Raw genomic sequence first — 26,737 nt, 5'->3', positions numbered from 1 at the left:
ATAATGTAACTTAATTGTTGCCTTCCAATTTCGATATAGATCGTTGCATCTGGGCCATCATATTAGTCAGGCTTTCCATGGTTGGTTCGGGCGTAGGCATTGGCAAATGGGTGGATATATATGCCTTGGCTTTCCATACCTCTAAAATATCCTCGCCGTTAATTTCGTACGGGTCATATACCGGGTTGTCTGATACAAGCTTCAGTTTTTTATTGTCTTTGAATTTATTGCCGATACGTTTATATACTACACCATCATTTTTTGATATGATAACATAAGTTTCGGATGATTTAATATCACCCCAGTTTTCAACATACTCGCCTATAATAGTAGTACCCGATACCAGCGGGAGCATAGAGTCGCCTTTTATTTCGAAACCCCTGTAAGTGCCCTGTTTAAACATTGGCAGGTATAGTTTGGGCAATTGCGCCACATATTCCGGATCGGCATAGCCATTCATATAGCCTGCACTGGCTTTTAACGGCACCATTTCAATATTCTCGTTATCTTCCTTATCAACCGATATACTTAGTACGCGCAAGCCGCCTGCATTAGGTTTGGGTTTAGCCAGCCATTTATCGTCAATGGTTTCGTTAATAAAATCATCAACGGTGATGTCAAAGAATAATGCTATTTTTTTTAGTAAATCGTATTTAGGTTCGGCTCTTTCTTCTTCATAAGCGCCAACTAATGATCTTTTTATACCTACCTCATCAGCAAACTGTTGCTGGGTTAGTCCCTTCTTTTTCCTTAAGAATTTAATATTTGATGAAATTTTTGCCATAAAATTTGCATTTGCTAAAATAATTAGTATTTTTATGCTCATAAAATTAGTAATTATTTTTTAACCAGCAAATTTTATTATCAAATGAAACGCTTTATCTACATTATTACAGACAGAAACAGGAATAACTTACATGTTGGCCTTTGCTCAGACCTATTAAAAACGTTAAAATTTTATGGCGATATGCCTACGTTGTTTTTTGACAGCTCGCAACAATTAAACCGTTTGGTTTATTTTGAAGAAATAAATTCGGAAGAGTTGGCTATGGAGCGTTTCAAAACAGTAAGCACTTTTACAAGGCCTCAAAAAGAAAAAATGATCAGACCTGTTAACCCTGATTGGATAGATCTGACCATTGGTTTGAATTTTGAAAGCGGCTTACGTACAAGGCCGCTACTGCGTCCGTCAATAAACGCGCGCCGCAGTTCGGCTACTTTTTAATGAACTTTAACGCGCCCGAATTCATGCAATATCTTTTACCGCCTCTGTCAGCAGGGCCGTCATCAAATACATGGCCCAGGTGTAATCCTGTACTACGTTCTATAACTTCATCGCGGGTTTCGCCAAAACTGTTGTCGGTTACTATTTTTATTTTTTTCATATCAACCGGCTTAACAAAGCTTGGCCAACCGGTTCCACTTTCAAATTTATCTTCCGAGGTAAATAGTACATCGCCGGTAGCGGCGCTTACATAAACACCTTTCTCATGGTTATTATAATAGGCGTTATGGAAAGGTGGTTCGGTGCCACTTTCAACCATTATATAATAAGCATCAGCACTTAGCTGTTTTTTCCACTCGGCAGCCGGTTTACTTAATCTTTTCTGATTTACTTGTCCATTGCTGTTTTGGCATCCCAGCGCAGTAACTGTAAATAATATTGCTATTGCTAAAATCGATCTTTTCATTTTTTATAGATATTTAAGGTTATAACCAAACCTACGTAATAATATTTCATGTGGTTTGTTATACGCGCGCCAGCTTATAGATTTTTAAATCGAGGTATTAATACAGCTGTTGTAATATGTATTAAGCCATTACTTTGCTTCAGGTCAAATTTACTGATCACGCTTTGTCCACCGTTTTCATCAATCAACACAATATTTCTGTTAGCATCAAATTTAGCCATTAGCTTGCTACCTGTAAGTGTAATAAATGTTGCAAACCCTTTATTTGAATTTATTGCATGTCCAATGTCTTTAGCAGTAATTATCCCCGATAAAGAATGATAGGTAATTAAAGTTATCAGATCGTACTTATGATCTGCCCTTTGTAAAGTATCTAATTTGCCTGCCATTGTGCCTCCGAATGCCTGATTGTTTGGTGCAAATACCGTAATTGGCCCCCTGCTTTTAAATGTTTCATCCAACCCCGAAATCTGTATTGCTTTATAAAATGCACTTAACTCCGATGATTTGGCAATATTGCCAGCAATATCATTGGTCGGCAACATGCTGGCACCCTCTGTCTTTTTTAAAGTAGCGGTAGCAAGCTTAAGTGGATTATTTATAGAATCGACTTTTTGTGTTGTAACAATATCCTGCGCAAACAACATAAAGCTATTTAGAATAAGGCCGGCAATCAGGATAGTTGTTTTCATATTCAGTAAACGCAGGTAATGCTTAAACTGTTTTAGGCTTGCTAAATTAACGGTTAATGCGCTATACTGTTCATACAATAGAGTGTTATTCAAGTGTTTAAATTCTTAAAGAAGGCAGGTTCAACAGACTTGAAACTATTTTGACGAATATCACCTTTCAGGGGTTGTTTACAACCAATTACGGACATTTGCGTATAACATATTTTGATGTGTAATTAAAAAGGGTTGGCAACCTATCAGAAAAATTTCATATTTAATAATAAATATTGTTGAGGCTTAATTAATTATACAATAAATAATAAAGATGTTGCAATATTTACATATTTATATCTAAATTTATAATCAAAGTCATTTAGAAATGCGGCGATGGTATTCTGTCCTTAATCATAATAATATTTTTCCATTAGATTTTCTTTCAAGAAATTGGCTATTAGGCTGTTATCTCCTACTACTCCTGTTTTTACCACAGGTTATACTAGCCGAAGGAAGCAAAGAGCTAAACTCGAACGGTGGTAGCCGAGCTTACTTGTTTACCAGCAAGGTGTCCAATGCCTCGTTTCCTTTTCCTACGCTGGGCACCATGAAGGTGTATGTAAAAGCAGGGGAGACTATATATCTGGGCTCAAGTGCACAGGGCATTACTTCTGGAACCATGAATTTAAGGGCCCCTGATGGCACCACTTACACCAGCGGCAACTCAACCACGGCAGGTTTTATTGCTAACCGCAGCCAGGAGTTAGCGGGACCCCAACCTAATGCCGGCGGTTATACCCCATATACACGTACGGCCACAGCCGGGCAGGAAGGTATTTGGGAGATTGATTTTGTAGGCCCCAGTCCTGACAATAGTTCAGAAACCACCCCTACAACGGTATCAGCCGGCGCAGACTGGACCCAACCTGCAGGCCAATATATAGCGGCTTTTGATGTATCAGTACGTAACGCCGGTAATTCGGCTTTTTTATCCGGCAGAGTATTTACCAATATATTTTCGGGGCAATTAAGTTCTTTCAATGTTGGTTTTAACGGCATCTTTTATATACTCACCAAGGATGGTTATCAATATAAATTAGATAATAACGGGCAGGCAGGAAACGGCTTTTCGTTCTTCGCAAACAATAAGGGATTTAGGGATAACACAGGAGCGGCAAGTTACCAAAGCGTTAACAATACTACAGTTACAAATATCCAGGACCCGACAGCTGCCGATACACAATCAGATATTACCCATAAAATATTTTTCAATCCACCGGCTGCAGATTTGCCTGTAACCGCAAATATACCCGGCGGAGGTACAACCTGGCTGGTTAATCCACCTTTTATACCTTCTGTAAGCGATGTGACTTTTAGAGGCACGGAAGGCACTTTAGGCAAAGCGGGGACTTCGCCGCTTGGTGGTACAATTAATTTTACAGCAACATCCAACGGTATATATACCATAATTATTGATGCCAATAGCAATGGGATATTTACAGACCCTGTTGATCGTAAACTAACCGGTAAATCCAATGTTGGCGTTAATACAATAAACTGGGATGGCTTAGATGGATTAGGTAATAAAATGCCTGCAAGCGCAGTTACTTATATGGCAAATATTAACTTATTATTATTTAGCGCCGAAGTACATTTCCCGTTTTTTGATGTAGAACGTAACGCTAACGGAATTAAACTAACCCGCATCAACGGTATAGGCGCTCCTGATAATACAGTTTATTGGGATGATAGCCAAATTACCTTATCGGGTACACCTTCCTCACCTATTCAAAATTTAACGGGTATTAACAGCTTGATAAATGGCCACAAATGGGGCTCAACAACTACCACTAATGCCGATGGAGATTTTGGTAATAACAGAAGTATAGATACCTGGGCCTATGTAACCAGTGCCCTTATCACCACATCTGTTAACTTTACGCTACAGGAAGCTGATTTGGAAGTAGTGAGTTTAATTGCAGATGTAAATACAGGTTGTGTAGGGCAAAAAATTAACTACACGGTTATTGTAAAAAATAACGGGCCAAGTGACGTTACCGGTTCTTTATTTTCATTAGTTTTCCCTACCGATTTATCAGGGGTGAAAGTAACCAGTACACCAACTACAGGTGCTACCATAATAACTAAAGACACAACATCAACCACCTTTTATAAAGCTATACTTAATATAGAAAATGGTGCCAGCAGAACTTTTACAATAAGCGCGACAGTTAAAACCGCGCCGTCAGGTACTTTAGATGTAACAGCAAGTATTTTGCGCCCGGCTGATATTACAGACCCCGATGCTACCAATCCGGACAACGCTGTCCCTTCTGATCCATCGGATGAGTGTAACGCTGCTCCGTCTGGTGTTGGTTGTAATAATATTAAAACCAATAGCACTACTTTTTTAGCATTACCAAATGCAGGTGCAGATCAAGTGGTTGAAAAGAACACTATTGCCACTTTAACTGCCAGTACTACCGGCACCTGGTCTCAATTGGGTATTATACCCTTAATAGCTAATATTAATGCGCCTACCAGCGCTAAAACAACCATATCTGGCTTAACCGCGATAGGGCCATATCAATTTATATTTACAAACACCAATGGTTGTGCAGATACGGTTGTGGTTAATGTTACTTCATCAAGTTCAGAAGCGCCTAATATAATTACACCCAATGGTGATGGTAAAAACGATGCTTTGGTTATACCGGGTATAGAACTTTTCCCGGGTAGCACATTAGCCATCTATAACCGTTGGGGGAATGAGGTTTACCATTCAGACAATTATAAAAATGACTGGGTTGGCCAGGGCTTATCGGAAGGAACTTATTATTATCTGCTTAGACGCAAAGAAAAGACCAACGTTGTAAAAACCTTTAAAGGCTGGATATATTTAAAACATTGATGATGCGCGTGAAGAAAAAATATATCCTATTTATTTTAGCTTTTAATTTAAGTAAAAGCTATGCGCAGCAAACTATACAATTAAGCCAGTATATATTTAATGGCTTGGTCGTAAATCCCGCTTATGCAGGTTATAAAGAAAACTGGACAATAAACCTGAGCAGCCGCCTGCAATGGGAAGGTGTTGATGGTGCGCCTAAAACCAGTACATTATCAATAGATGGCGTTACTAATGACGAGACTAAAAACGTAGGTTTAGGTTTATTAATTACTAATGATAAGCTTGGCCCTGAAAACAACTCGTCTATTTATGCAAATTATGCTTACCGGTTAAGATTAAGCAATGATGATTCGCAACGTTTATGTTTTGGTATAGGCGTAGGTGCAGCAGAATATGGTATTGATGGCTCTTTATTTAATGCGGCAAACACTACCGATGCCAGCATCCCGTTAGCCGTTCAATACAAACTTGTACCAGATTTTAGAGTAGGGCTTTATTATTATTCGCCGTTGCTTTATATCGGGGCATCAATGCTTAACCTGGCTCCCGAGTTGGATATAGATGCAAGTGACCCAAATTCAATATTTGCTAAGCGTGTTAGAAGCTTATATGTAACAACAGGCTTTATTATACCTATTTCGCCTGTAGTGAATTTTAAACCATCGGTATTATTTAAAGAAGATTTTAAAGGGCCTACCAATCTAAACGCTGCAAGTTATTTCCTTTTTGGAGATATGATATGGGTTGGGGCCTCCTACAGCACCAGTGTAGCACTTTGGAACAAACCTAATCTGCAAAGTAATTTAACCAGATCAGACGCGCTTACGGGCGTTATAGCGGTAAATATTACGCCGTTATGTCGCTTTGGCTACTCGTATGATTTTGGCATAAGTAAACTACCCGGCTATCAAACCGCATCCCATGAAATATCGCTTAGCTTAGGGTTTAAAAGAGTGAAAGACAGAATAGTAAGTCCACGTTTTTTTTAAGATGATTATATGAAATATATAACTATTCTTATCCTGTTAACAATTAGTTTGCTGCCCCGGGTTAACGCCCAGGAACAGCGGGATAGGAAACAATTGGCTGATAATCTTTTTGAGCGGTATGAGTACTTTAAAAGTTTAAGCATATACCTTGACCTGGCCGGTAAACGAAATGCTAAAGAAGATGTTATTGAGCGCGTTGCAGATTGTTACCGTTTGATGAACGATTATGACAATGCCGAAATATGGTATCAAAAAACAATAGCTTTTGCCGAAGCGCCGGCAATTGATCATTACTATTATGCCGAGATACTATTACGCAATAAAAAATTTACCGAAGCGCGTGAGCAGTATAAGGCCTATTATGCGTTAGAAAACGCAGATCATCTTCCATTTAAATTAGCTACAGTTGATTCTGCACAAAAATGGATAAAGACGCCTGTAGAGTCGTTTAAGGTAGCCAATGAGCAAAAATTTAATAGCAAATATTCAGAGTGGGGTCTTAATTACTATGGTAAAACCGGCTTTGTTTTTACTTCGGACAGAAAAGTAAGCGAAAAGAAAAAAGACATTAATACCCGCAATGGTGATGGCTATTTCAAAATGTACCATATAGACGGAGACATCACTCTTCCTTTAGCATTAAAAACTAAAGATAATCCTCTTTTTTATGCCGATTATCATGTAGGGCCAATGGTTTTAACTAACTCGGGCGATACAGCTTATATTACTATTACCACTACCCTGCCCCGTAAAAAACTATCCCTCGATCAAAATATCGACAACGCTACACAATATGTTTATACCCGCCGCCTGCAATTGCTGGTAGCAACTAAAGTAAACGGACAATGGGCTAATTTTAAAAATTTCGCTTATAATAATTTAAAAGAATATTCGGTTGGCAATGCCACACTTTCAAAAAATGGCGATGTGATCTACTTTACATCAGATATGCCTGGTGGTGAAGGGAAAACTGATATTTGGTATTGTGTTAAACAAAGTAATGGCGAATGGGATCAACCGGTAAATTGCGGCAAAAGCATTAATACTAAGGACGATGAATCTTTCCCTAGTTTAGGTAATGATAATTCCTTATATTTTTCGTCAAACGGTTTACCGGGTATGGGCGGGCTTGATATATTTAAAGCCAAAGGCGAAAAATCAACCTGGAGCAAACCTGTTAATTTAAAGTATCCTATTAACAGCACCAGTGACGACTTTTATTTTTTAACGCGTGATAGTTTAAGCGGTTACTTCTCATCAAACCGCGAAGGCGGAAAGGGCAGCGATGATATATATAGCTTTGGTTATAAACCACCCATTGTTTTGGCTGTAAATCCTATAAAGTCAATTCCTTCGCCACAAGCGCCATCTGCAATATTAACCCTAAAAAAAGGCGAAGGCTTTATTTTGAACAATATTTATTACGATTTAAATAAATGGAATATACGCCATGATGCCGCTATCGAACTGGATAAATTGGCGGCTATTTTAAGGTCACATCCATCCATACGGATAGAAGTAAGCGCCCATACGGACTCGCGTGCGCCATCTGCTTATAATTTAACATTATCTAATAAAAGAGCGGCAGCGGCTGTTGCATACCTGGTTAAACAAGGCGTCGCACGTTATAGATTGTTAGCTAAAGGATACGGCGATACTAAATTGCTTAACCAATGCGCCAAAGGCGAATATTGCAAAGAAGAAGATCACCAGGTAAACCGCAGGACCGAAATACGCGTTTTAAGCGAATAATAGTGCTAACCATTATTGAACGTTAAACTGATATAATCCGGAGTCGGTATAATTACCGTTGCTATCTACTGTAATTACACGCCAGTAATACGTAGTGTGTGCAGCTACAGCAACACTGCTAAGAAAAGTATTAGTAATACCGTTTATTATTACAGGCGGATTTGTACTGGTGCCAAAATAAACATTATACCCGGTTATATTATTATCAACCGAACTCCCCTTCCATGAAAGATCTACCTTGTTATTAACGGCAGCTATAATCTGGCCATAAGTTGGCGCAACAATTTCGGCAGGAAAAGGCGCGTAACTTATGGTACCTGCTCCCGAATTATAAAATTTCCAGATATCACTTTGGGTTGTGGTAGTTGAACTGTTTTGTTTTGCCGATACATACCATGAATAAGGTGTATTACGTGTTAAAGTAACCGTAGCCTTTGTATCGGTTGCATTTGTTGTTGTTGACGTATTAGTAAGTAGGTTTTTTAAGACCAGGTCATAACTATTGGTATTAACCGTGGTTGACCATGTAAACAAAACCTGGCTTTCTGTTAAAGATATCGTAGTGCCTGATATACAAATAGAGTTATTTGCCGGAGTAGTTAAACTTGGTTTGCCCGGTATTGTAGTGGTTGTTGTACTATCGGTTGTGCTTCTCTTTTTTTTACAGCCAGATATAACTAAAATCAACAAAACAAAAATTATACACCTTTTCATTTCTTTAGTATTTTAAATGATGAAATTGTGTTATCCAGGTTTAAATTCAAATAATATAAACCCGAACCCAAGCCTTTAAGATCCATCTCTACAATTCCTGATTGATTGGTATAGCTATTAGCATAAACCTCTTTACCGGTTACCACATTATAAATACTTACCTGCGCCTGTTTAGTAATAGTATTGCCAATATTTACACTTAACGTACCGGTAAACGGGTTAGGGAATGGGATATAATCATTAATTACAATATTCTTTTCTACTATACCCTGGCACAATTTATCTGTTGTAATTAATATTTTATTAGTACCTGATATAAGTGGTAATGTTAACTGGTTTTGTGATGTTGTATAAATCGTTCCGTTTAAATCAACATTATATAGACTTGCGCCGCTTAATTGCAAATTAACCGTATTTACGGTGCGGTTGATGGATGAATAAACGGTAAGATCTTTAGGCTCTGTAATAACAACATTATAACATTGCAAATAGGTCTGTCCGCTTACAGCTATGCAAACACTATAATTACCCGGTTTTAACTTACCAATTGTTACGGTATCGGTAAACGGATAAGAGGTACTAATATTTGAACCATCTACAACATTGGCTATATAATTAAGATGCTTTACAGTCGAAATAAATACAGTACCATTAGCGTTTCCTTTACAGGTTACCGAGTTTATTTTTAGGGTGAAATTTTGAGCCGGTAAAACAAATGCTGCTGTTACATTAGTTGCACCCGAAGTTGCTGTATGTGCATTTATAGTTACACTAACTGTATACGTCCCGGTTATTTTAGCAGCATAGCTTGATTTTGTAGCACCGGAGATGGCCGCTCCATTATAATTCCATTGGTAGTTATAACCTGCAGGATAATTTACAGATAGCAGTACAGAATCGCCTACTAAAAACGCGGTTTGTCCGCTTGCGCTAATTGCAGGTAGTGCAGTAATTGTTAAGGTACTTGCTACATAATTAAATGAATAATTATTTGACACGCCCCCACTCACCGTAATTGGATACATACCGACCGCCGATGTGGTTATAGCGGTGGTTGTAGCAGTTGGTTTGGTAACTAATTTGGTACTGTCATCCCCATTTACAAACCCCGAATAGTTAAACGCTAAAGCAGGATTATCCTGGCCCGTTATTTTAGATTGATCATTAGCCGTTACAGTTAACGTAGCTTTTGTAACAGTTAAAGGTTGGGTTACCGGTGCTGCCGCGGTATAATTAGGGCTTGAGGCTTGATTTGCCGTAATATTCGCGCTGCCTGCACCAACTATATGTATAGCGCTGTTAACTACAGTAGCAACAGTTGTATTACTGCTGGTATAAGTTATAGGTATGGTAGTATTTGTACTGGTTGCCAAGTTTGACAGATCTGCAGCACCGTAAACAGCACCAGGGATAGCGTTAAATGTAATTGTTTGGGGCGCTATGCTTAATATGCCAATATTAAGCACCGTACTGCCGTTTGTGGTATTTGCATAACCTGTAATAGTATAGTCCCTGGCTGATGATATGGTATCAGGTGTGCCCGAAAGGGTACCATCCCTAGCCATAGATAAACCAGAAGGTAATTCAGGAGTGATATTAAATCCGTTTAAAGAAACTCTTCTGACAATAAAATTCTGTCCATCAGCAATTATTAAATTACCTCCGGGATCATAAGAAATGCCATCATTAGCGCCAAATCTTGCTCCTGTACCTACACCTTCTCTAAACTTAATACCGTCATTGTGTACACTGTCGGCCCCGGCAAAAACAGTAGTTACCCCGCCTGTAGTTAATTTTGATATAAACCCAAACCCATTAGTAATATACAAATTCCCGTTACTATCAATGGTTATACCTGTTGGTTTATTAATATTGATACCATGGTTAATTGTAGTGACAGCTCCGCCTGCCGTAATTTTACGTATAGCGTTATTGTTACGATCTGTTACATATATATTACCATCATTATCCAGAACAACACCATATGGTAAATAAAAACTGGCGGCTGTGCCCAGGCCATCTGTTAACGAACTACCTCCATTACCTGCAATTATGGTAATCACACCCGCCTGCGTTACCTTTTTTATCATATTGTTATAGGTATCGGTAACAATTATATTATTGGTGCCATCAATAGCCAGGCCATAGGGTAAATTTAAGCCTGTATTGGTAATTGTTGTAACAACACCCGACGTTGTTATTTTCCGGATAGCATTATTAGAAAAATCAGCAACATATATATTACCGTTCTTATCTGACGCTAAGCCTGTAGGATAGTTAAATTTTGCAGCCGCGCCTGTACCATCAGCAAAACCGGCACCATTGCCTCCTGCGAATGTGGTAACAAGACCACTCGGGTAAATTTTACGTATAGCGTTATTATTTGCATCTGCAATAAAAGTATTTCCTGCCGGGTCTACCGTAATACCAATCGGGTTGGCAAAACTGGCTGACCCTGACGTGGTAGTATCTTTATAACCATAAAGCATGTTGCCTGCTACACCGCTGCTTTGTGCATAGTAGCCATATGGTACCGGTTTGCCTGTATTTGTTATGGGTATTGGGATTATAGGTTTGCCTAAAGCAAAAGTTTGTGGTGTAGGATAGGAAATAACGGGAGCCTGACCATAAAGCGTATTTGCGCCCAATAATGTTATTATAACTAAAATTGTGAAATAAAGTTTATCCATACCGAACCTATGTCAAAGATACTATAATTAGCATTTATTGTTAAAAAATAAATACTAATTCATTGCAACAATAAATATCGCTTTAGTTAAAAACACACCCATTTATTGTACTAAGATAATATACTAAAAAAACGAGGGTTATAATTCTTATTTATAGTATTATAAAGATAATTTACCTTGCTAATAATCTAAATCTTTGAACATATAAGGTAGTCGTAACGAGCTTTAATTATGCCTGTACGCGCCGTCTCTAAATTGCCTTTTACAATTAGAATTCTACAGGAGTTAACGACAATTTGATTTTACGCTCACGCAATGCTTCTTCCAATACAATAATTGATAATTGCCTATCTTTACAGCACCTTTTACCTTAGATTAAGGGTAAAGATGATGAACTAATAGAAACTAATGACAATGAATAAACGTATAGGTAAGTTCATCGACATATTTATAACATTAACGGTGTATATGATTATATAATGGTTAAAATGTTAATTTTAATGCAATTAAAGCCCAATCGTTTATATTGTAACATTTTTGTTGCATATTTAGCCTAATTCTATTTAATAACTGATGTCATCGTTTAATACTCCTGTACTTTTTGTCGTTTTCAACAGGTTTGAAACCACCTCTTTGGTGTTTGAGGCTATCAGGAAGGCACAACCTAAAAAGCTTTATGTCGCTTCTGACGGCCCCCGGCCAAACAATGCCAGTGATGCAGAAAAATGCAAAGCAATAAGAAAAATGGTAGTTGCCAATGTAGATTGGGACTGTGAGTTAAAAACATTATTTCGTGATGAAAACGTAGGCTGTGGTTTAGGTCCTTCGGGGGCTTACAACTGGTTTTTTGAGTATGAAGAAGAGGGAATAATTTTAGAAGACGATTGCTTACCCGACCCAGGTTTTTTTAAATATTGCCAGGAAATGCTTGAAAAATATCGCCATGATACCCGCATTATGCATATTACCGGCAGTAATTTTCAAAAGGGCTGGGTAAATGATGATGATTATTCTTATTATTTTTCATCATACCCACACGAATGGGGATGGGCCACCTGGCGCCGCGCCTGGAACCTTTATGATTTTGGCGTAAAAAAATATCCTGAGCTAATTAAAAAGGATTATTTTAAAGGTTACTTCGGCTCAACCTTTGAACAAAAGTACAGATTAGCGAAAATTCATAATAGTTACAATAACCCTAATGCTAACTGGTGGGATTATCAATGGTCATTTGCATTGTTTTCAAACTCGGGATTATCAATAATCCCAAATGTTAATTTAATTGAAAATATAGGTCTGGGTGTAGACGCTACCCATACCCTATCTGCTAATGATCAATTTAAACATAACATTACCCATCCTATACAATTTCCTTTAAAACATCCTTCATTTGTTATTCGCGATAGAAAATCAGACAATCGCTATTTCAAGGCATTGTTAACCAGCATTTTTAAACGGAAACTACTTAGCCTATTAGGCGTTAAAGGTTATTATTTCAAGGGATAAAATCATTCTATTTTAATTAAAATCCTGTACAAATTGGTGTAATTGATAATGAATAAAATTTCATTACCTAAATATGAAGAGTTAAAGAAAGTACTGCTTATCAGTGCCGGGATTACCCATATACTTCCATCAGAGTGCAGAGCATTATCAGATAGGATATTTAAGAAAAACGGTAATAGAATAAGTGAAACTACCTTTAAACGGATATACGGTTTTGCACATAGTAAATACAGCCCATCATTATTTACATTAAACGTAATTGCCAAATATTGCAATTATAAAAGCTGGGACGACTTTTGTCAAAAGCAGGATAATAAAGACCTGGCCCCGGCAAAAGAGCTAACCTGGCAGTTACTACAACAAAATGCCAATAAAATAACCGGATTTACTTTACAGGCTTTAAAAAATAAATCAGGCATCCCGTATGATCAAACTGTTGAAAGAGAGTTTATTGATTATTATTTTGATGAGTTCATCAATTCAGGTTGTACCGGTACTATATTATCTGCCCCGGCAGGATATGGAAAAACAATTGCTTTATGTCAATGGATAGAGAAAAAAACCGCGTTTGATGTTTTAAATAACAATAATGACATTATACTTTTATTTAGCAGCAATGCGATAATGAGTGTACTAGTAAGCGGCCGAGATATACACGACTGGATGCTGGCGCTGCTTGGCTATAGTACCGATGATGACATTAACGTTTTGTTAGATATAAAGCAAAGAAAAGACAGTAAATTCTATCTCATTATTGATGGGTTGGATGAACACATGTTTAAAGGCGATCATTTCAAGATCATACTAAATCAACTTATTGATATTTTTTCTTTCTATAAATCACACGGTTGGTTTAAACTGATATTAACAACCCGATCGGCTACCTGGATAAATAACAGGCACGAAATGGAGATTGGTAACAACAAATGGTTCACCGGTTTTAAAAATGACGACAATTGTATAAACATACCATTATTAAACCTCAAGGAAATCAAACTGCTTTGCCATCAAATTAAACCTGGAATTGAAAACTTTATAGCCGCTAATGTTGTAGAGAGCTTTAATCATCCGCTATATTTTCAATTCTATTACCAGCAGCACGAAGAAATTTTTTTTCAAAACAAAATAGACCACCTGTGTTTTTATGAAACAATCTCGACCTTCATTCTTAACAAAGTTTACCTGGGCCATTATTCAACCGAAAAAATAATACTCATTAAAAATTTAGTTGAGGAATTAGATATTCAAAACAATGTTTACCAGGTAAATAAATTAAAAGTAAGCAATGCCATTAAAAAATATGAGCATGCTTACCAGCAATTACTAGGTGTAGGATTTATCAGAGAAGTTAACAAGAGCACTAACTATGATTTTAATACCTATATCGTATTTGGCAATAATGATTTTATGGATCATAGCATTGCTAAGACGTTACTATATGATAATAGTAACCTGCTTGATGCAGACCTTATAGCAGCCATTAATACTTTGTTCGCCAACAATTCGCATAAGATAGGCGTTTTGAAATGGTGTATTATACATGCAATAAAATCAGGGCAATTAAAAAGCATTGACCATATTACAGAGGTAGAAACAAATAATACCGAGAAATTAGAACTGATAGCTTTTTTGGGTGAGGTATTAGAGAGCGAATACACATCAACCACAAAGAATGAATCGTTAAATCAATATTTTAAACACTCTTTCAGTAAAAAATTATTTGATTATTTCGTCGGGGTAGAATTGATCGACCCTGATTACGAAAAATTACGGCAGATGTTATTAAATTTGAACTATCAAAATAGCCGCTGATAAATTTGACTGTTTAGTCGACAATAATTACCGCGAACTTATCCGGTATAAATACGCTCCTTCTTTACTAAATGTCACGTTAATATCGTTAGCACTCTCAATATTATTACCACCCAGTAACTCTGTAAACCTATAGTTTTTACCTGCGATAAGACCCAATCGTGTTATATTAAGCAAGATATTTGCAGATTGTTTTTTATAATTAAACACAGCCAGATAAGTATTATGAGCATCTTTCCGGATAAAAGCCCGCGCTGCAGCTTTTCCATCCCCCCCATCAACCGGCATAAAGGCTTTACCACTTTTAATTAGCTGTTTAAGCTCGGGCCGTTGTAACCAATCTTTAACTTGCTGTTGCCAATCAGCATCTTTACTATAATCATCACCTAATATTACTGATCCTGATATTAAGCCCGATATAAGTCTTGCCCTATTAGCACCAACATTTTCCTTTTCAAAAATTAAATGGTCGGCATCAATATAATCATACAAGTAAGTTTGCCACCAGCCATAGCTCACGCTATTCAATGTATATTCAGCATCTTTAATAGAATGGAAAGCATCACAAGCAATACGGCGCATGTGTACATATCTTGCAGTTGCTAATGATGGCGATATGGCTGCATAAACCAGCATAGAATTATCCAAAGCATTGGTAACCGTCTCCATCCCTACTTTATAGGCTTGCATTCCTGTTGTAATATTCTGATCATAAAAATGGGTCGACTCTGCTGCACCATGTCCCAGAAAATCTATCTTGATCATTTTAAAACCACAATCTTTTAGTTTGCCCAATACAAATGCTATACGCTTTTGCGTACCGGGATGTGTAGGATCAAGCGCTCTACCCCCATCAAGATCATGGTATCCTTTGTCGGTACGTGTCCACATATCAGCGAATTTATAATCGCTGCCTTCAGCCGTACGATTAGGATTTTTTGAGTGGAAACCCCAATCGGTAAATGGTGCCCAATAAACGCCGGGTTGTAAGTTCCTTTCCTTACAGTAGTTTACAAAATCTTTTAGTTTAGAAAAATCACCTTTCAAGCCACCCTTTACCATATTATCCCAAAACGAATCAAGGTCTATATAAGCAGTTCCATCATCATTGCGGAACTTAGGTATTTGCTTATCAAAGAAGTCGGCTACGGCGGTTACTTTTTCATAGTTGATATGCTGCGCGATAACGCCCCAGCTATTCCAACCTACAGGGGTTGCTTTATGCCATGGTTGGCAATAACGGCCCTCAATTGTACTGCAAGTACGCGCATAAGTTTCCAATCCTGTTCTCCAATCAGCAAAATAACCGATGAACATTTTTGGCGAAGTTATCTTATCTCCCTTTAAAGAACCATGTGCCATAGAATCGCGCGTGATTTTAACATCGTTTAGTCCGCCAAAAGCTTCCAGTTGGGTTATTTGACTAGCTTCTCCTTTACTAGTAACACCCGATTTCCAGCTATCATGCGTTAGCGAACCTACAACTAATCCCTTTCTTGATTGGTTATCATAAACAACACCAACCTCAGCGCTTGTATTTACCTGTTCGTTTAAATCTCGCGATTCATACCTGATAAAAGTATCGTTATCAAAAGGAATAAATAAGGTTTTTAAATTTGTCCCGGCGTACAGATCGGCTTTGTTGGTTATTATAGGCGCTATATAATTAGAGCGCAGATCATGCCCGTTTATTTCTACTTCTGTGAGTACAAATTCTTTACTTGGATAGCAATAAAAACGCTGCACCATCATCGGTGCCCCTGCTTTTATGGATGTAAGGGTCAATAATTTACCTGCACCTATTTTATCATGGATGCTTTCAACCCGAATAGAACGTTTTTGGTAGTCTTGAGTCTGATATTTACTATCACTGGCAGTAAACGCGGCAGATGCATTAGTTACTACCAATTTGCTATTGTATTTCACGCTAAACAAACCGGTATTTACATCAACAATTAATTGATCATTTTTACCAAATGGAACTACCTGTTGCTTGTTTTTTGTTATGCCAAACGAATAGCAAACAGTGAATAAAAAAACAAGGACAATATTTACTCTTAGCATAGATTTACAATTTAACGTAAAAGTATATAAAGCAACAGGGCATTTGATAAACTGTATTAGCTTATTGTTAAATGCAATTGTCCGTACCTGCTTTAATGAAGGGTGTTTAAATAATTTAACGAAGCCTTAACCTGTTCAACTGCATTTGCTGCTTCGTCTTCGATATAATAGTATTTAATACCGCTTTGTAAGGCGGTATGTACTATTGCCTTAAAATTCATTTCACCTTTATCCAACGATACACTTGCCGCGTCAGCAGTAGTACCGGTATAAACGCCCGTAGGTTCGCCTGCACGCATTTGTTTAAGATGTATAGCAATAAATCTATCCGGATATTTATGCATCAACAATACCGGATCGTAACCGGCATGGTAGGCCCAAAAGGTATCCAGTTCAAAATCGGCTATGCCGGGTTTCATGCGTGCCGCCATGTAGGCAAAAAGCGAACTATCCGCAACCGGTTTAAACTCATAACCATGCGGATGATAGAAAAAATGCAATCCATTGTTTTTAAGTACCGTCCCTGCATTATTAAATAATCCAATAGCCTTGTCGGCATCAGTTTTAGAGAAATCACCATTATGCGGTATCCATCCGCAGCCAACTAATTTAGCACCAAATAACTTGGCCTGTTTAATAACGGCTGCAATACTGTCCCTAAACATTGCGTAAGGGAAAACCATACTGGAAGCAATTAGATGATTACTACTTAAAGCTGATTTAAATTTCAATGGCGATAGTCCATAATACCCCGATACTTCCACTTCCTTAAAACCCATTTTCTTGACCTCGACAAAGGTTTTGGATGCATTTTTTCCAAACTCACGTCTGAAGCTATAAAGCTCAAGCCCTATTTTTTGTGGGATTATGGTATTTAAGTTTTTAAAAGGGTTGCCGGTGCCATTTTGCAGCCATACATCAACCCGTGGCGTATTTAAATTATAGGGTTTGTATAAAATGTCCATATCCCCGTCCCCATCCAGATCAGCGACACCGGTTTCATGGAAATCATATCCTGTTTGAAATATGGTTTTAGTAAAATTGCCTCGCCCATCGCCATATAAAATAAAAGCTTCCGCATTAGGGTTATTCGCCTTATCAAGATCCTCGGTCCATTTGGCCATTTCGGCTACGAAAATATCCAGGTTGCCATCGCCATTAATATCGGCTACTTGTAAGCTATGTCCGTGCACCAATTTACGGCCTATCAAGTCGTGCCCCACCCAATCGGCAGAATTTTCAGGATTGCCCGTACATTCATACCATTTAGCCACACCCTCGCCATCACCCGGCGATACTACTATCTGTAAGGTTTTACCCGCTTTAAATTTCCCTACAGCAACCCTACCTGCAGCATCAGCATAGCGAATGGCTTTAAAGTTTCCTGTTCCTCCATCGTACTTAAACCAATTGTTGCCTGCAATAATATCTTCATATCCATCGCCGTCAACATCTCCTTTGGTAACACCTTCTACGTATGATCCATGTTTTTCGTCATTGGTATTAGCTACGTAAATAGCTTTGTATTTCCACGGTGATTGTTTAGGATCATCGGGTATTTCAGCAAGAAAAAGTGTCTTTGCTTGCTGATTCCAGAAAACAAGCTGGGCCTTATCTGTATGTTCAAATTTACCGATAGCCTGATCATGATGCTGAGACTTGCCATCATTTTTGATGATATGTCGTTTCCAGGTTTGATTGATGTTTGGATAAGGATTTTCCCACCACCAAACTTCATTGCTTTGGTAGTCGCCGCCAAAAACCAGGTCGGGGTCGCCGTCATGGTCTATATCATAAATAACGCCGCCTGCCTCAACAGTCAGCATTGTCGAATCAATTATATGCCGCGTCCATCCTTTCGCTGTACGCTGGTACCAAATAGCAGCAGGGGCCTTTTTACGGCAGGTAATTATAATATCATTCAGCCCATCATTATTCAGGTCGCCAATTAATGCACCGGTTTGTTCGGTACTATTCCACGGCAAGGGGATATCATTGGTAGTGGTTGACAAATGCTGCCATTTAACCTGCTGTGCATATACCGCACAATTTATCATACCGCATAATAATATAATACAGCATTTTTTCATGTGATCTATTTTGTTTGAAGTACCAGTTTTCTAACAGAAAAAGAATCATTGCCTGAGAATAAATAATAAAGCGTTTTACCATCCTTACTCATCCAGTTAGTCGGCAAGCTTCCAGACTCACCCGGTCCTATATCCCATTCCCGATTATAAAACACTGTTTTCCATGGTCCCCATGGGTTTGCAGATTCAAATATCCCTAGCCCACCTTTAAAGCGTGGACCCTGCTCCTCCTTATTTCCATATAATGGTAAAATCTGGCACCATAAGTATCGCTTCAATCCGGCATCATAAGTCATTCCCGAGCGATAAGCTTTTGCGGGATTAACGTAGATAGGTTTTCTTCTGCGGATATCCTCAGACCATAGCGGCTTGCCGGCTTTATCATAACCTGCAAAAAAATGGTAACTATCCTGATCCATTATATGCTTTTTGTTTACCCGGGTCATTACCATTTGGTCTGCATATTTATAAGCGCTGGCATCATCAACAGAATAAGTATAAACATAGTCATCCTTTGCACCGGCATTATTTTGGCCGTAATTAACAAAATTTGGACAGCCAAAACTGGCATCCAATTTCCAATCGGCCCAAACCCAGGTCTTACCGTGATCTGTAGAGCAAGCTAAACGGGCATTACCCGTATTTCGCATCCACATGTATAACTTACCCTCTATCATGATCATCCCACTAGCCTTTTCGCCCGCCGGGCCCTGTCCTACCCGTTCGCCTGATGAAGACCGAATATTTATACCTTTTAAACTTGGCGGGGTACCAGACACAACTGCCAACCCCGAACTCAATTTGATCTCGGTATACGGTTTAAACCCGTTGCCGTCGCCATAAGCGGTGTACATTAAACCATCATCGCCCCAGGTTGACGGCCATAGATCGCCGCCCTCTGCCATGCGGATAACTTCAGTTGCAGGTGCAAATGTTGCAGCCGTTATCAGATCACTTTTAGGATAAGGCGATGCTTCTACCGCGTCTACAACCGGGTTAAAAAAAGTACTTTCTATAAATTTCCAATAACTTTCACCGGTGGTATTTTTGTTCATGGTCTCACCCATCCGTACAGCAATAATATTCAGGCTTGGTATAACCAGCAATAATTGCTCGCCGGCCCCCGCGCCCCAAAACGCATCGCGAGGAAGCGATTTAAAAGAACCATTACTGTTAGTAAACCATCCTAATACCGCTACCGGTGCAGGATCTTGTCCCGCTTTATCTGAACGATCCGCAATACTCAATACATCTGTACGTATAGAGTTTGTTGTGCCATCAATAGTTAATGCTTGTTTTATTACGATCGAATCTATTATCTGATCGCCCTGCCAGTTTCCCTTATTTTTTATCAGCCTGCCTATCCTTGCTACACCATCGGCGGTGAAGGTAGCGCCCCCCCAACCGGGAATTAAATTTAATCCATCAACCTTATAGGATGTTTTATAGCCCATAGAGTATGTATTTTTCTTTATGCATATCCGGCTAAATACACGCTGATCTAAATAGGTCGCAATATCTTTATAAGGTGAGTTTTGTAAACTGCGTGTAACCGCATAATTTAGCATGGCAATACCGGGATTACTATATTCTGAACCTGTACCCGGTTTAAATAAGACTTTTGCGCTATCGCGCGATAAAGTGAATGGGTCAGGCTGTTTCCGCCAAAACTGCCCCTTCCAACCAGGCAGATCCATATGCCTGTCTTTCTTTTGTGCAATCAGTTTCTCCATCTGCTCATCAGTTCCTTCAGAATCCTCCAAACCCGAAGTATGCGTATCTAACTGGCGGATGGTGATTTTCGATTTGATATCAGACTTCTTCCAGGCCGGGATATATAAACAGGCCGGTGCATCTGCATCAATATATCCATCAGCTATGGCCGCGTTTAAAGACATACCGCTAATTAACGCCTTAGCCAATGACGCTGTACCGCTTTGAGCGACAGAATCGCTCCACCCTTTTGCAAATGCCTCAGATACTATTTTATCATTTCTGATGATGAGTAATTTCTTTGTCCCTTTTGATAATAAGTTTTTTTTCAGCGCCTCTAATTTTACCGGCGACATTCCTTCTGCTTCAGGAGTTGAGCGTACCCAAATAAAGTCTTTAGTCTTGTTTTGTCCTTTTGAAATAAAAGGGTAAAACAAACAGGTAAGTAAAAGCGCACCAACAATTGGCAGTATTTTTATTTTTAAGGATATCATCAGGATTATATGGATAATCTAAAATTAAGAATAAATATCCAGGCAAAATTCGCATAAACAAAAAATGGTAATAATGATAGCTTAATTTATTCTATCATTATTACCATTTAGATAAGTAGTTAACGCTAACTATTCAACCGTTAATGTACCCTGCATCACATAAAAATGACCAGGCACTGTACAAACATAAGTGTACTTACCCGGTTTAGGTGCCACAAAATAAATAGTTTGTGCCGAACCCGGCCCAACAAGTGTAGTGTTAAACAACAGTTTAGGCGTATTTGGGATATAGCTTAGTTTAACACTTTGCAAACCTAGTTTCATTCCCAGCTCACCTACCGCGATAGCTTGCCCTTGTGGTACAATTACGCAATTATGCGGCATATCATCGTTATTGGTAAATAACCATTTAATTTTAGTACCTGCTTTAACAGTAATATCTGTTTTATCATACTTTAAACCAGGTTTTGTACCCAATGTAACGGTCTGATCAATTGTTGTCCAGGTAGCCGGTTTAACAGTTTGGTTCTTTTTTAATGCGATACCATTAGCTGCTGCTGCTGCTTTAGCAGTAGATGGTGCCGGTGTGCCCATATCCATGTTCATACCGGCCATATCATGCTCCATTTTAGGCTTCCTTTTAGGTACGTTTAATTTGGCGCCATCAGGGATATTATTTAAGGTATAATAAGCTACAGGGTGCAATAAAGTAAAGCTGCTATCCGCAGATACCACTTTGCTGTCAACCTTAATTTCGTGGATGTATTTTTCACGTAAGCTATCAGCCACTAAACGCACTCTTAACCCATCCTCAGATACAATAGCGGCATTTACTATACTTGTTTTTTCGCGGACAGTGGCGCTGCCATATACCGGATGATATTTATAAGTAAAACCGGTAATGGTATAAGCATCAGGATCAGAAGCTGCTTTTTTGTTTACGGGCTTGGTAAACTCAATTTCAAAACCATCAGGCATTGCTCTTACGGCTTTCATTTCGAACGGAGTTTTTTTGGCCCAAACTAAACGTTGTAGTCCAAATAGTTTTTGACCTGTCGATCCCCAACCGCGGCTGGTTTGGCCAACAAATAAAGAGTTATCGGCACCCCAGGCTAATCTTAATACGCCTGATTCAAAACCTTCTCGGAAAGCAAACGCGGCTCCCTGGTACTGGCCCTTAACCTGCTCTAAAAACACACGGTTTATACGGCTCTGCGCCTGGTCGCCAACCAATACCTGGCCGGCAAAAGGCCCAAATGAATCATCTTTTGGTATTTGTATCATTCCAGATGTTGAATTACCCAATACACCATGCGGCAACCAAACCGCAGGTGTTTTAAAGCCTTTAACTTCGGCAGACATTTCGGCTAATGTTTTATAAGGTCGTGTAGGATCTCTGTCTTCGATCTTTCCTTCCGAACCATTAAAGCGGGGATTAATACGAGAATAAATATCATTTAAACGAACTTTAACCGGTGATGAAGGATCAGCAGCCCAGTTTAAACCTGCGGGATGCATAGCAAAATCGCCTTTATCTAACTGCATAATATAACCTGATGCAATCCAATCGCCCTGGTTTTCAGCATAAAAATACTTACCGTCTATTAGTCCCTGGCCACAAGGCGACCGGAAACCTGTAGCATAAGGGTTCATCGTACCATCAGGGGTAATCTCTAAACTCCAGGATCTCCATGGCATCGCGCTTTTACCGCGCCACCATTCGCTGTCAAAAAAGCCCGAGTTAAGGTTAACCATCATGTTGCCATTAGGCATCACTATCGGGCCGTATGAATACTCGTGATAATTACCGGATAACTGCCATGAAAACACGGTTTCATAAACATCAGCCTTACCATCGCCGTTTTTATCTATCAGTTTGGTTAGCTCACTACGTTGTGTACAGTAAAAAATACCATCCTTATAGGCCAGGCCCAATAATTCATGCATACCGGTAGCAAACTTTTTATAGTATGGCAAACTGCCATTAAGCTGATATGGATTTTGTATAATGTATACATCACCACGACGGGTTGAAACGCCCATATCGCCATTAGGCAAAAGGGCTAGTCCTCCCACTTCAAGCTCTACGCCTTCAGGAATAGGTACGGTGACTATTCTATAGAAATCTTTTTCGCCCACTCCGGATTTTGCTGACCTGTTTTGTGCAAATACGGCACTATTGCCCAACATTGCAGTAACAGAACAAGTAATTAATATATTTTTAAAAATAGCTTTCATCTTAATGTGTTTTAAATTACCAGATCAATGAATATTGAACAGATGTCCCTTTATCGGTATTTTTTATCGGGAGCAGCATTTCCTTACCCTGTCCCGAATTACGAATAACCGGTTTTGTACCTTTATCTAGTTGTACATAATAGGTAGCGTTATTTACGCTATACATACCATTCCCCATGTCAACAATATCACTTCCTGTTGCTACGCGAGTAAACAGATCTTTTGGCGCAGGGCCATCTACACTGATCTTTCGTGTTAAAATTTTACCATCATCGCTGGTTGATTTATCATTAATTGAAATACCATCAAAAATATATTTAAATGTAGGTAAACCAGCTTCATCAAGTTCATATCCTTTTGGGCGGTAAATACCTTTTTCTAAACTATCCGGCCATGCCTGGTCATCACTATGTATTAAAGCCAATGCAGGTGCATCGCCTATTACAACTACACTGCCAATCGGCCTCGCGGTAGCATTGCCACGAGATAACCACATTGGCGAAGCATCAAGGAAACCACCTTTCCATACCTGGTAAACAGCGCCATTGCTTAAATCGTATCCAAAGCTTATATTGTGCAGCAAACCAACACTTACAGAATGTGTTACCTTTTTACCCGGTATATCAACAAAACTGCGGAAAACAACAGGTTCGCCCTTTACATCCACAGTAACCGGTTTATTACTATCATCCCAATCATTTCGTGTACCATCAACCTGGGTAGTACTAACCCTTGTATTATATCGTATATTTTTAAAAGCAACCGCTCCATGATCGCCCTGTAAGCGCAGCGGGCCCATAGCGGCTTCGTTAGCAAATGCCGAACCACGGGTTGGTGCCTGTAATTCTGCATTTTCTATAATAGTAACACCGTTTAACACAATGCGTACAATACGGGCATTAGCTATTTTTTTGCCTGACGCGTCAAACTTAGGTGCCTGGAAAAGTATGTGTATATTTTGCCAAAGCCCCGGCGCACGGCTTACGTTTATACGTGGTGCAACACCATCATAACCAAATTGGCCGGCAGGGCGAGTTTCGTCCCAGCGCTCATAAATAGCACCCAGATCGCCTGATGTTAGCTTTTCTTTGGCCCAACTGTCTAATAATTGTATCTCGTAACGTCCTTGCAGGTATATGCCTGAGTTTGACTCTTTCGGCATCATAAAATCAACGCTAAGGTCAAGGTCACCATGTTCTACATTGGTAAAAAGATCTTCGTTTTTTCCCTTACCGGGTATACTTACCAGTATACCGGTGCCGTCTTTTTTAGTGATGGTATTTGGTTTAACAAAATCAGCCGTGACTGATCCGGCTATTGACCAGTTTGCACTGGGATTTTTAAAAGCCGAAAGATCGTTCAATGGAACTTGTGCGGCCGACCGGTTTTGCGCTACGGCAAAAAACGGCATACATGTTGCCAATAAAAGCAACTGCACCGGGATGCATTTTAGCAAGTACTTGTTTTGCATAAATTTTTAATTTAATGAGGCGATTGAAAAGAAAATCGCGCTAATTGGTTTAATACAAATATGTAATTAATAAGTTAATTATCCCAATATTTTTGATGCTTTAAAAAATAGATAATGTAAAAATCTTGGTAATAAAAATCTGACTATCGAACTTAAATCTAATTACTTGTACAGACAAGTGCTTGAAAGTGTAATTATTACGCTAAACGATAGGCCAGAAATAAAAAACGAGCTGGTTTTTTTGTAATAGTGAGCTGGTAAAAAAATAACCCTTAAATTTTAACGGTTTATTGTATTTTTAATGCATGCATACTACCGTAATTCAATATACCTGCTTGCTGGCCATTATTTTGTTTAGTGTAATGCTGGCACAAAAAATAAAAGTGGCCTACCCTATTGTATTGGTTTTAATTGGCTTGCCGTTAGGATTTATACCTTTTTTACGAGGTGTAGAAATACAGCCTGAACTGATATTTATAATATTTCTTCCCCCGTTACTTTACGAAGCCGCCTGGAATACATCATGGAAAGATTTTTGGAAATGGCGGCGTGTTATTAGCAGCTTTGCTTTCCCGGTTGTTATTATTACCTCTTGCGTTGTTGCTTTTGTTTCTGCCAGTCTTATTCCGGGTTTTACATTGGCGACCGGTTTTTTATTGGGCGGTATTATTTCTCCGCCTGATGCCGTATCGGCCAGTGCTATACTTAAAAACATTAAAGTGCCCAAACGCTTTGTTACCATTGTAGAAGGCGAAAGTTTGATGAATGATGCATCCAGTTTGGTGGTATTTAGGTTTGCATTAGCGGCTGTATTGACTGGGACTTTCGTTTTTCGCGAAGCAGCGACTGATTTTGTATTGGTAATTGCAATGGGAATTGCCATAGGGATAGTAGTAGCATTATTATTCTATGCTATACACAGGTGGCTACCAACATCTAACAATATGGATGTTATACTTACTTTTATAACACCGTACGCCATGTATATGGCTGCAGAAGAATTTCATTTTTCGGGCGTATTAGCGGTAGTAAGTGGTGGATTATTTTTATCAGCAAGACAACAGCAATTTCTATCTCATCGCAGCCGCTTGCAGGGTGTTAATGTTTGGGAGGCAGTGGCTTTTGTGCTCAACGGCATTGTTTTTATATTAATTGGTTTGGAGTTCCCGGTAGTGATAAAGAATTTAGGGCCCAATGGCTTACCACCAGCCATTAAATATAGCGCGATAATAACCGGCGTGTTAATAATTACACGTTTCGCCAGCACATTTGGTGCTACCATTATTACCATGATTATGAGTAAGATCATTACTGTAGCCGATCCAAATCCGGGCTGGAGGGCACCTATTCTTTTGGGATGGACCGGTATGCGAGGCGTTGTTTCGCTGGCGGCAGCGTTGAGTATACCTATAGCGTTAAACACTGGTCACCCGTTTCCTAACCGAGATTTGATTTTGTTTATCACTTTTAGTGTAATATTAGTTACACTGGTTTTACAGGGATTAACCTTACCCGCACTAGTAAAACTAGTGAAGATGCCAGACCCTGACTTTACTACGATATCAATTGAACAACAGCGTCAACTGGTAAGAAAAAAGCTATCTCATTTATCGCTTAAAATACTGGACGAAGATTACTACGAGCAGACCAAACATAACGGAATGGTAAAGTCTCTTAAATTACGCTATACTACAGATATGGAATTTTTAAAAGATTGGGAAAAGGATGATAATGTAAATCGGGCAGATGATTTTTATAAAGACTACCGAAAGATAATGGCCCATTTGCTTAGAGAACAACGCACGTTACTGCAAACCCTCAACAAAAAAGAAAATATCAGCGATACACTTGTAAAACATCAATTAGAATTATTGGACCTTGAAGAAGAAAAACTGCGCCAGCATTTTGAGGCAGGAGAATAGCTATTCTGTAATTTT

At 38.9% G+C, this 26,737-nt stretch carries 17 protein-coding genes; 7 read left to right on the top strand and 10 right to left on the bottom strand.

The annotated features are described in order from the left end of the window. Nucleotides 1-10: 10 nt before the first annotated feature. Nucleotides 11-784 carry an XRE family transcriptional regulator gene (locus JWQ34_RS10725; RefSeq protein WP_299357252.1) on the bottom strand — a complete coding sequence of 258 codons (774 nt, stop codon included), beginning with the start codon at nucleotides 782-784 and terminating at the stop codon, nucleotides 11-13. An 84-nt stretch (nucleotides 785-868) separates the two neighbouring features. On the opposite strand from JWQ34_RS10725, the gene JWQ34_RS10720 reads away from it, so the two are divergent. After that, the gene (locus JWQ34_RS10720; protein WP_299357251.1) at nucleotides 869-1,225 is read left to right on the top strand and encodes a GIY-YIG nuclease family protein; all 357 of its coding nucleotides are present in this window, start codon (nucleotides 869-871) and stop codon (nucleotides 1,223-1,225) included. Here JWQ34_RS10720 and msrB read toward each other — a convergent pair. Next, nucleotides 1,215-1,691, bottom strand: a complete 477-nt coding sequence (msrB, locus tag JWQ34_RS10715; RefSeq protein WP_299357250.1) for a peptide-methionine (R)-S-oxide reductase MsrB — start codon at nucleotides 1,689-1,691, stop codon at nucleotides 1,215-1,217. The two genes, JWQ34_RS10720 and msrB, sit on opposite strands and share 11 nt — an antisense overlap. 74 nt (nucleotides 1,692-1,765) lie before the next feature. Continuing rightward, on the bottom strand, nucleotides 1,766-2,383 hold the full coding sequence (locus JWQ34_RS10710) for a fasciclin domain-containing protein (protein ID WP_299357249.1): 618 nt from the start codon (nucleotides 2,381-2,383) through the stop codon (nucleotides 1,766-1,768). Between the two features lie 358 nt (nucleotides 2,384-2,741). Between JWQ34_RS10710 and JWQ34_RS10705 the strand changes: the two genes are divergently transcribed. The 3 genes from JWQ34_RS10705 to JWQ34_RS10695 are packed head-to-tail and all read left to right on the top strand — an operon-like array spanning nucleotide 2,742 to nucleotide 8,008. Further along, on the top strand, nucleotides 2,742-5,267 hold the full coding sequence (locus tag JWQ34_RS10705; RefSeq protein ID WP_299357248.1) for a gliding motility-associated C-terminal domain-containing protein: 2,526 nt from the start codon (nucleotides 2,742-2,744) through the stop codon (nucleotides 5,265-5,267). Nucleotides 5,268-5,275: 8 nt separating this feature from the next. Beyond that, nucleotides 5,276-6,256: a type IX secretion system membrane protein PorP/SprF gene (locus tag JWQ34_RS10700; RefSeq protein WP_299357247.1), complete on the top strand. Its 981-nt coding sequence runs from the start codon at nucleotides 5,276-5,278 to the stop codon at nucleotides 6,254-6,256. Between the two features lie 9 nt (nucleotides 6,257-6,265). Further along, on the top strand, nucleotides 6,266-8,008 hold the full coding sequence (locus JWQ34_RS10695) for an OmpA family protein (protein ID WP_299357246.1): 1,743 nt from the start codon (nucleotides 6,266-6,268) through the stop codon (nucleotides 8,006-8,008). Between the two features lie 12 nt (nucleotides 8,009-8,020). Here the strand turns inward: JWQ34_RS10695 and JWQ34_RS10690 are convergent, their stop codons facing one another. Beyond that, nucleotides 8,021-8,722: a hypothetical protein gene (locus tag JWQ34_RS10690; RefSeq protein WP_299357245.1), complete on the bottom strand. Its 702-nt coding sequence runs from the start codon at nucleotides 8,720-8,722 to the stop codon at nucleotides 8,021-8,023. Continuing rightward, nucleotides 8,719-11,412 carry an MBG domain-containing protein gene (locus JWQ34_RS10685; RefSeq protein WP_299357244.1) on the bottom strand — a complete coding sequence of 898 codons (2,694 nt, stop codon included), beginning with the start codon at nucleotides 11,410-11,412 and terminating at the stop codon, nucleotides 8,719-8,721. Before JWQ34_RS10685 ends, JWQ34_RS10690 begins: the two co-directional genes overlap by 4 nt. A 573-nt stretch (nucleotides 11,413-11,985) precedes the next feature. Between JWQ34_RS10685 and JWQ34_RS10680 the strand changes: the two genes are divergently transcribed. Both JWQ34_RS10680 and JWQ34_RS10675 read left to right on the top strand, forming a co-directional pair. Next, nucleotides 11,986-12,918: a nucleotide-diphospho-sugar transferase gene (locus JWQ34_RS10680; protein WP_299357243.1), complete on the top strand. Its 933-nt coding sequence runs from the start codon at nucleotides 11,986-11,988 to the stop codon at nucleotides 12,916-12,918. A 48-nt stretch (nucleotides 12,919-12,966) separates the two neighbouring features. Continuing rightward, complete coding sequence (locus JWQ34_RS10675) at nucleotides 12,967-14,730, top strand: hypothetical protein (RefSeq protein WP_299357242.1); 1,764 nt, start codon at nucleotides 12,967-12,969, stop codon at nucleotides 14,728-14,730. 27 nt (nucleotides 14,731-14,757) lie between these two features. Here JWQ34_RS10675 and JWQ34_RS10670 read toward each other — a convergent pair whose 3' ends face one another. The 5 genes from JWQ34_RS10670 to JWQ34_RS10650 form a co-directional block, all read right to left on the bottom strand. Continuing rightward, the gene (locus JWQ34_RS10670; RefSeq protein ID WP_299357241.1) at nucleotides 14,758-16,794 is read right to left on the bottom strand and encodes an alpha-galactosidase; all 2,037 of its coding nucleotides are present in this window, start codon (nucleotides 16,792-16,794) and stop codon (nucleotides 14,758-14,760) included. Between the two features lie 92 nt (nucleotides 16,795-16,886). Then, nucleotides 16,887-18,884, bottom strand: a complete 1,998-nt coding sequence (locus JWQ34_RS10665) for an FG-GAP-like repeat-containing protein (RefSeq protein ID WP_299357240.1) — start codon at nucleotides 18,882-18,884, stop codon at nucleotides 16,887-16,889. A gap of 5 nt (nucleotides 18,885-18,889) precedes the next feature. Next, nucleotides 18,890-21,091, bottom strand: coding sequence for a serine hydrolase (locus tag JWQ34_RS10660; protein ID WP_299357239.1), 2,202 nt, complete (start codon nucleotides 21,089-21,091; stop codon nucleotides 18,890-18,892). 129 nt (nucleotides 21,092-21,220) lie between these two features. Beyond that, nucleotides 21,221-23,329, bottom strand: coding sequence for a plastocyanin/azurin family copper-binding protein (locus JWQ34_RS10655; RefSeq protein WP_299357238.1), 2,109 nt, complete (start codon nucleotides 23,327-23,329; stop codon nucleotides 21,221-21,223). 16 nt (nucleotides 23,330-23,345) lie between these two features. Continuing rightward, on the bottom strand, nucleotides 23,346-24,800 hold the full coding sequence (locus JWQ34_RS10650) for a DUF1080 domain-containing protein (RefSeq protein WP_299357237.1): 1,455 nt from the start codon (nucleotides 24,798-24,800) through the stop codon (nucleotides 23,346-23,348). Nucleotides 24,801-25,105: 305 nt separating this feature from the next. On the opposite strand from JWQ34_RS10650, the gene JWQ34_RS10645 reads away from it, so the two are divergent. Continuing rightward, entirely contained in the window at nucleotides 25,106-26,722 is a 1,617-nt protein-coding gene (locus JWQ34_RS10645; RefSeq protein ID WP_299357236.1) for a Na+/H+ antiporter, read from the top strand. Nucleotides 26,723-26,737: the final 15 nt, after the last annotated feature.

This window comes from Mucilaginibacter sp. (assembly GCF_028288185.1).
Lineage (GTDB): Bacteria > Bacteroidota > Bacteroidia > Sphingobacteriales > Sphingobacteriaceae > Mucilaginibacter.
The sequence above is the reverse complement of the archived record's forward strand: the minus strand, read 5'-3'. Positions and strand labels throughout refer to the sequence as shown.

Excerpts from the sequence above, each read along its gene's own strand:
- JWQ34_RS10665 (WP_299357240.1), bottom strand. The coding sequence starts at position 18,884 with ATGAAAAAATGCTGTATTATATTATTATGCGGTATGATAAATTGTGCG.
- JWQ34_RS10645 (WP_299357236.1), top strand. The coding sequence starts at position 25,106 with ATGCATACTACCGTAATTCAATATACCTGCTTGCTGGCCATTATTTTG.
- JWQ34_RS10705 (WP_299357248.1), top strand. The coding sequence starts at position 2,742 with ATGCGGCGATGGTATTCTGTCCTTAATCATAATAATATTTTTCCATTA.
- JWQ34_RS10725 (WP_299357252.1), bottom strand. The coding sequence starts at position 784 with ATGGCAAAAATTTCATCAAATATTAAATTCTTAAGGAAAAAGAAGGGA.
- JWQ34_RS10650 (WP_299357237.1), bottom strand. The coding sequence starts at position 24,800 with ATGCAAAACAAGTACTTGCTAAAATGCATCCCGGTGCAGTTGCTTTTA.
- JWQ34_RS10655 (WP_299357238.1), bottom strand. The coding sequence starts at position 23,329 with ATGAAAGCTATTTTTAAAAATATATTAATTACTTGTTCTGTTACTGCA.
- JWQ34_RS10720 (WP_299357251.1), top strand. The coding sequence starts at position 869 with ATGAAACGCTTTATCTACATTATTACAGACAGAAACAGGAATAACTTA.
- msrB (WP_299357250.1), bottom strand. The coding sequence starts at position 1,691 with ATGAAAAGATCGATTTTAGCAATAGCAATATTATTTACAGTTACTGCG.
- JWQ34_RS10695 (WP_299357246.1), top strand. The coding sequence starts at position 6,266 with ATGAAATATATAACTATTCTTATCCTGTTAACAATTAGTTTGCTGCCC.
- JWQ34_RS10710 (WP_299357249.1), bottom strand. The coding sequence starts at position 2,383 with ATGAAAACAACTATCCTGATTGCCGGCCTTATTCTAAATAGCTTTATG.
- JWQ34_RS10690 (WP_299357245.1), bottom strand. The coding sequence starts at position 8,722 with ATGAAAAGGTGTATAATTTTTGTTTTGTTGATTTTAGTTATATCTGGC.
- JWQ34_RS10660 (WP_299357239.1), bottom strand. The coding sequence starts at position 21,091 with ATGATATCCTTAAAAATAAAAATACTGCCAATTGTTGGTGCGCTTTTA.
- JWQ34_RS10670 (WP_299357241.1), bottom strand. The coding sequence starts at position 16,794 with ATGCTAAGAGTAAATATTGTCCTTGTTTTTTTATTCACTGTTTGCTAT.
- JWQ34_RS10675 (WP_299357242.1), top strand. The coding sequence starts at position 12,967 with ATGAATAAAATTTCATTACCTAAATATGAAGAGTTAAAGAAAGTACTG.
- JWQ34_RS10685 (WP_299357244.1), bottom strand. The coding sequence starts at position 11,412 with ATGGATAAACTTTATTTCACAATTTTAGTTATAATAACATTATTGGGC.
- JWQ34_RS10680 (WP_299357243.1), top strand. The coding sequence starts at position 11,986 with ATGTCATCGTTTAATACTCCTGTACTTTTTGTCGTTTTCAACAGGTTT.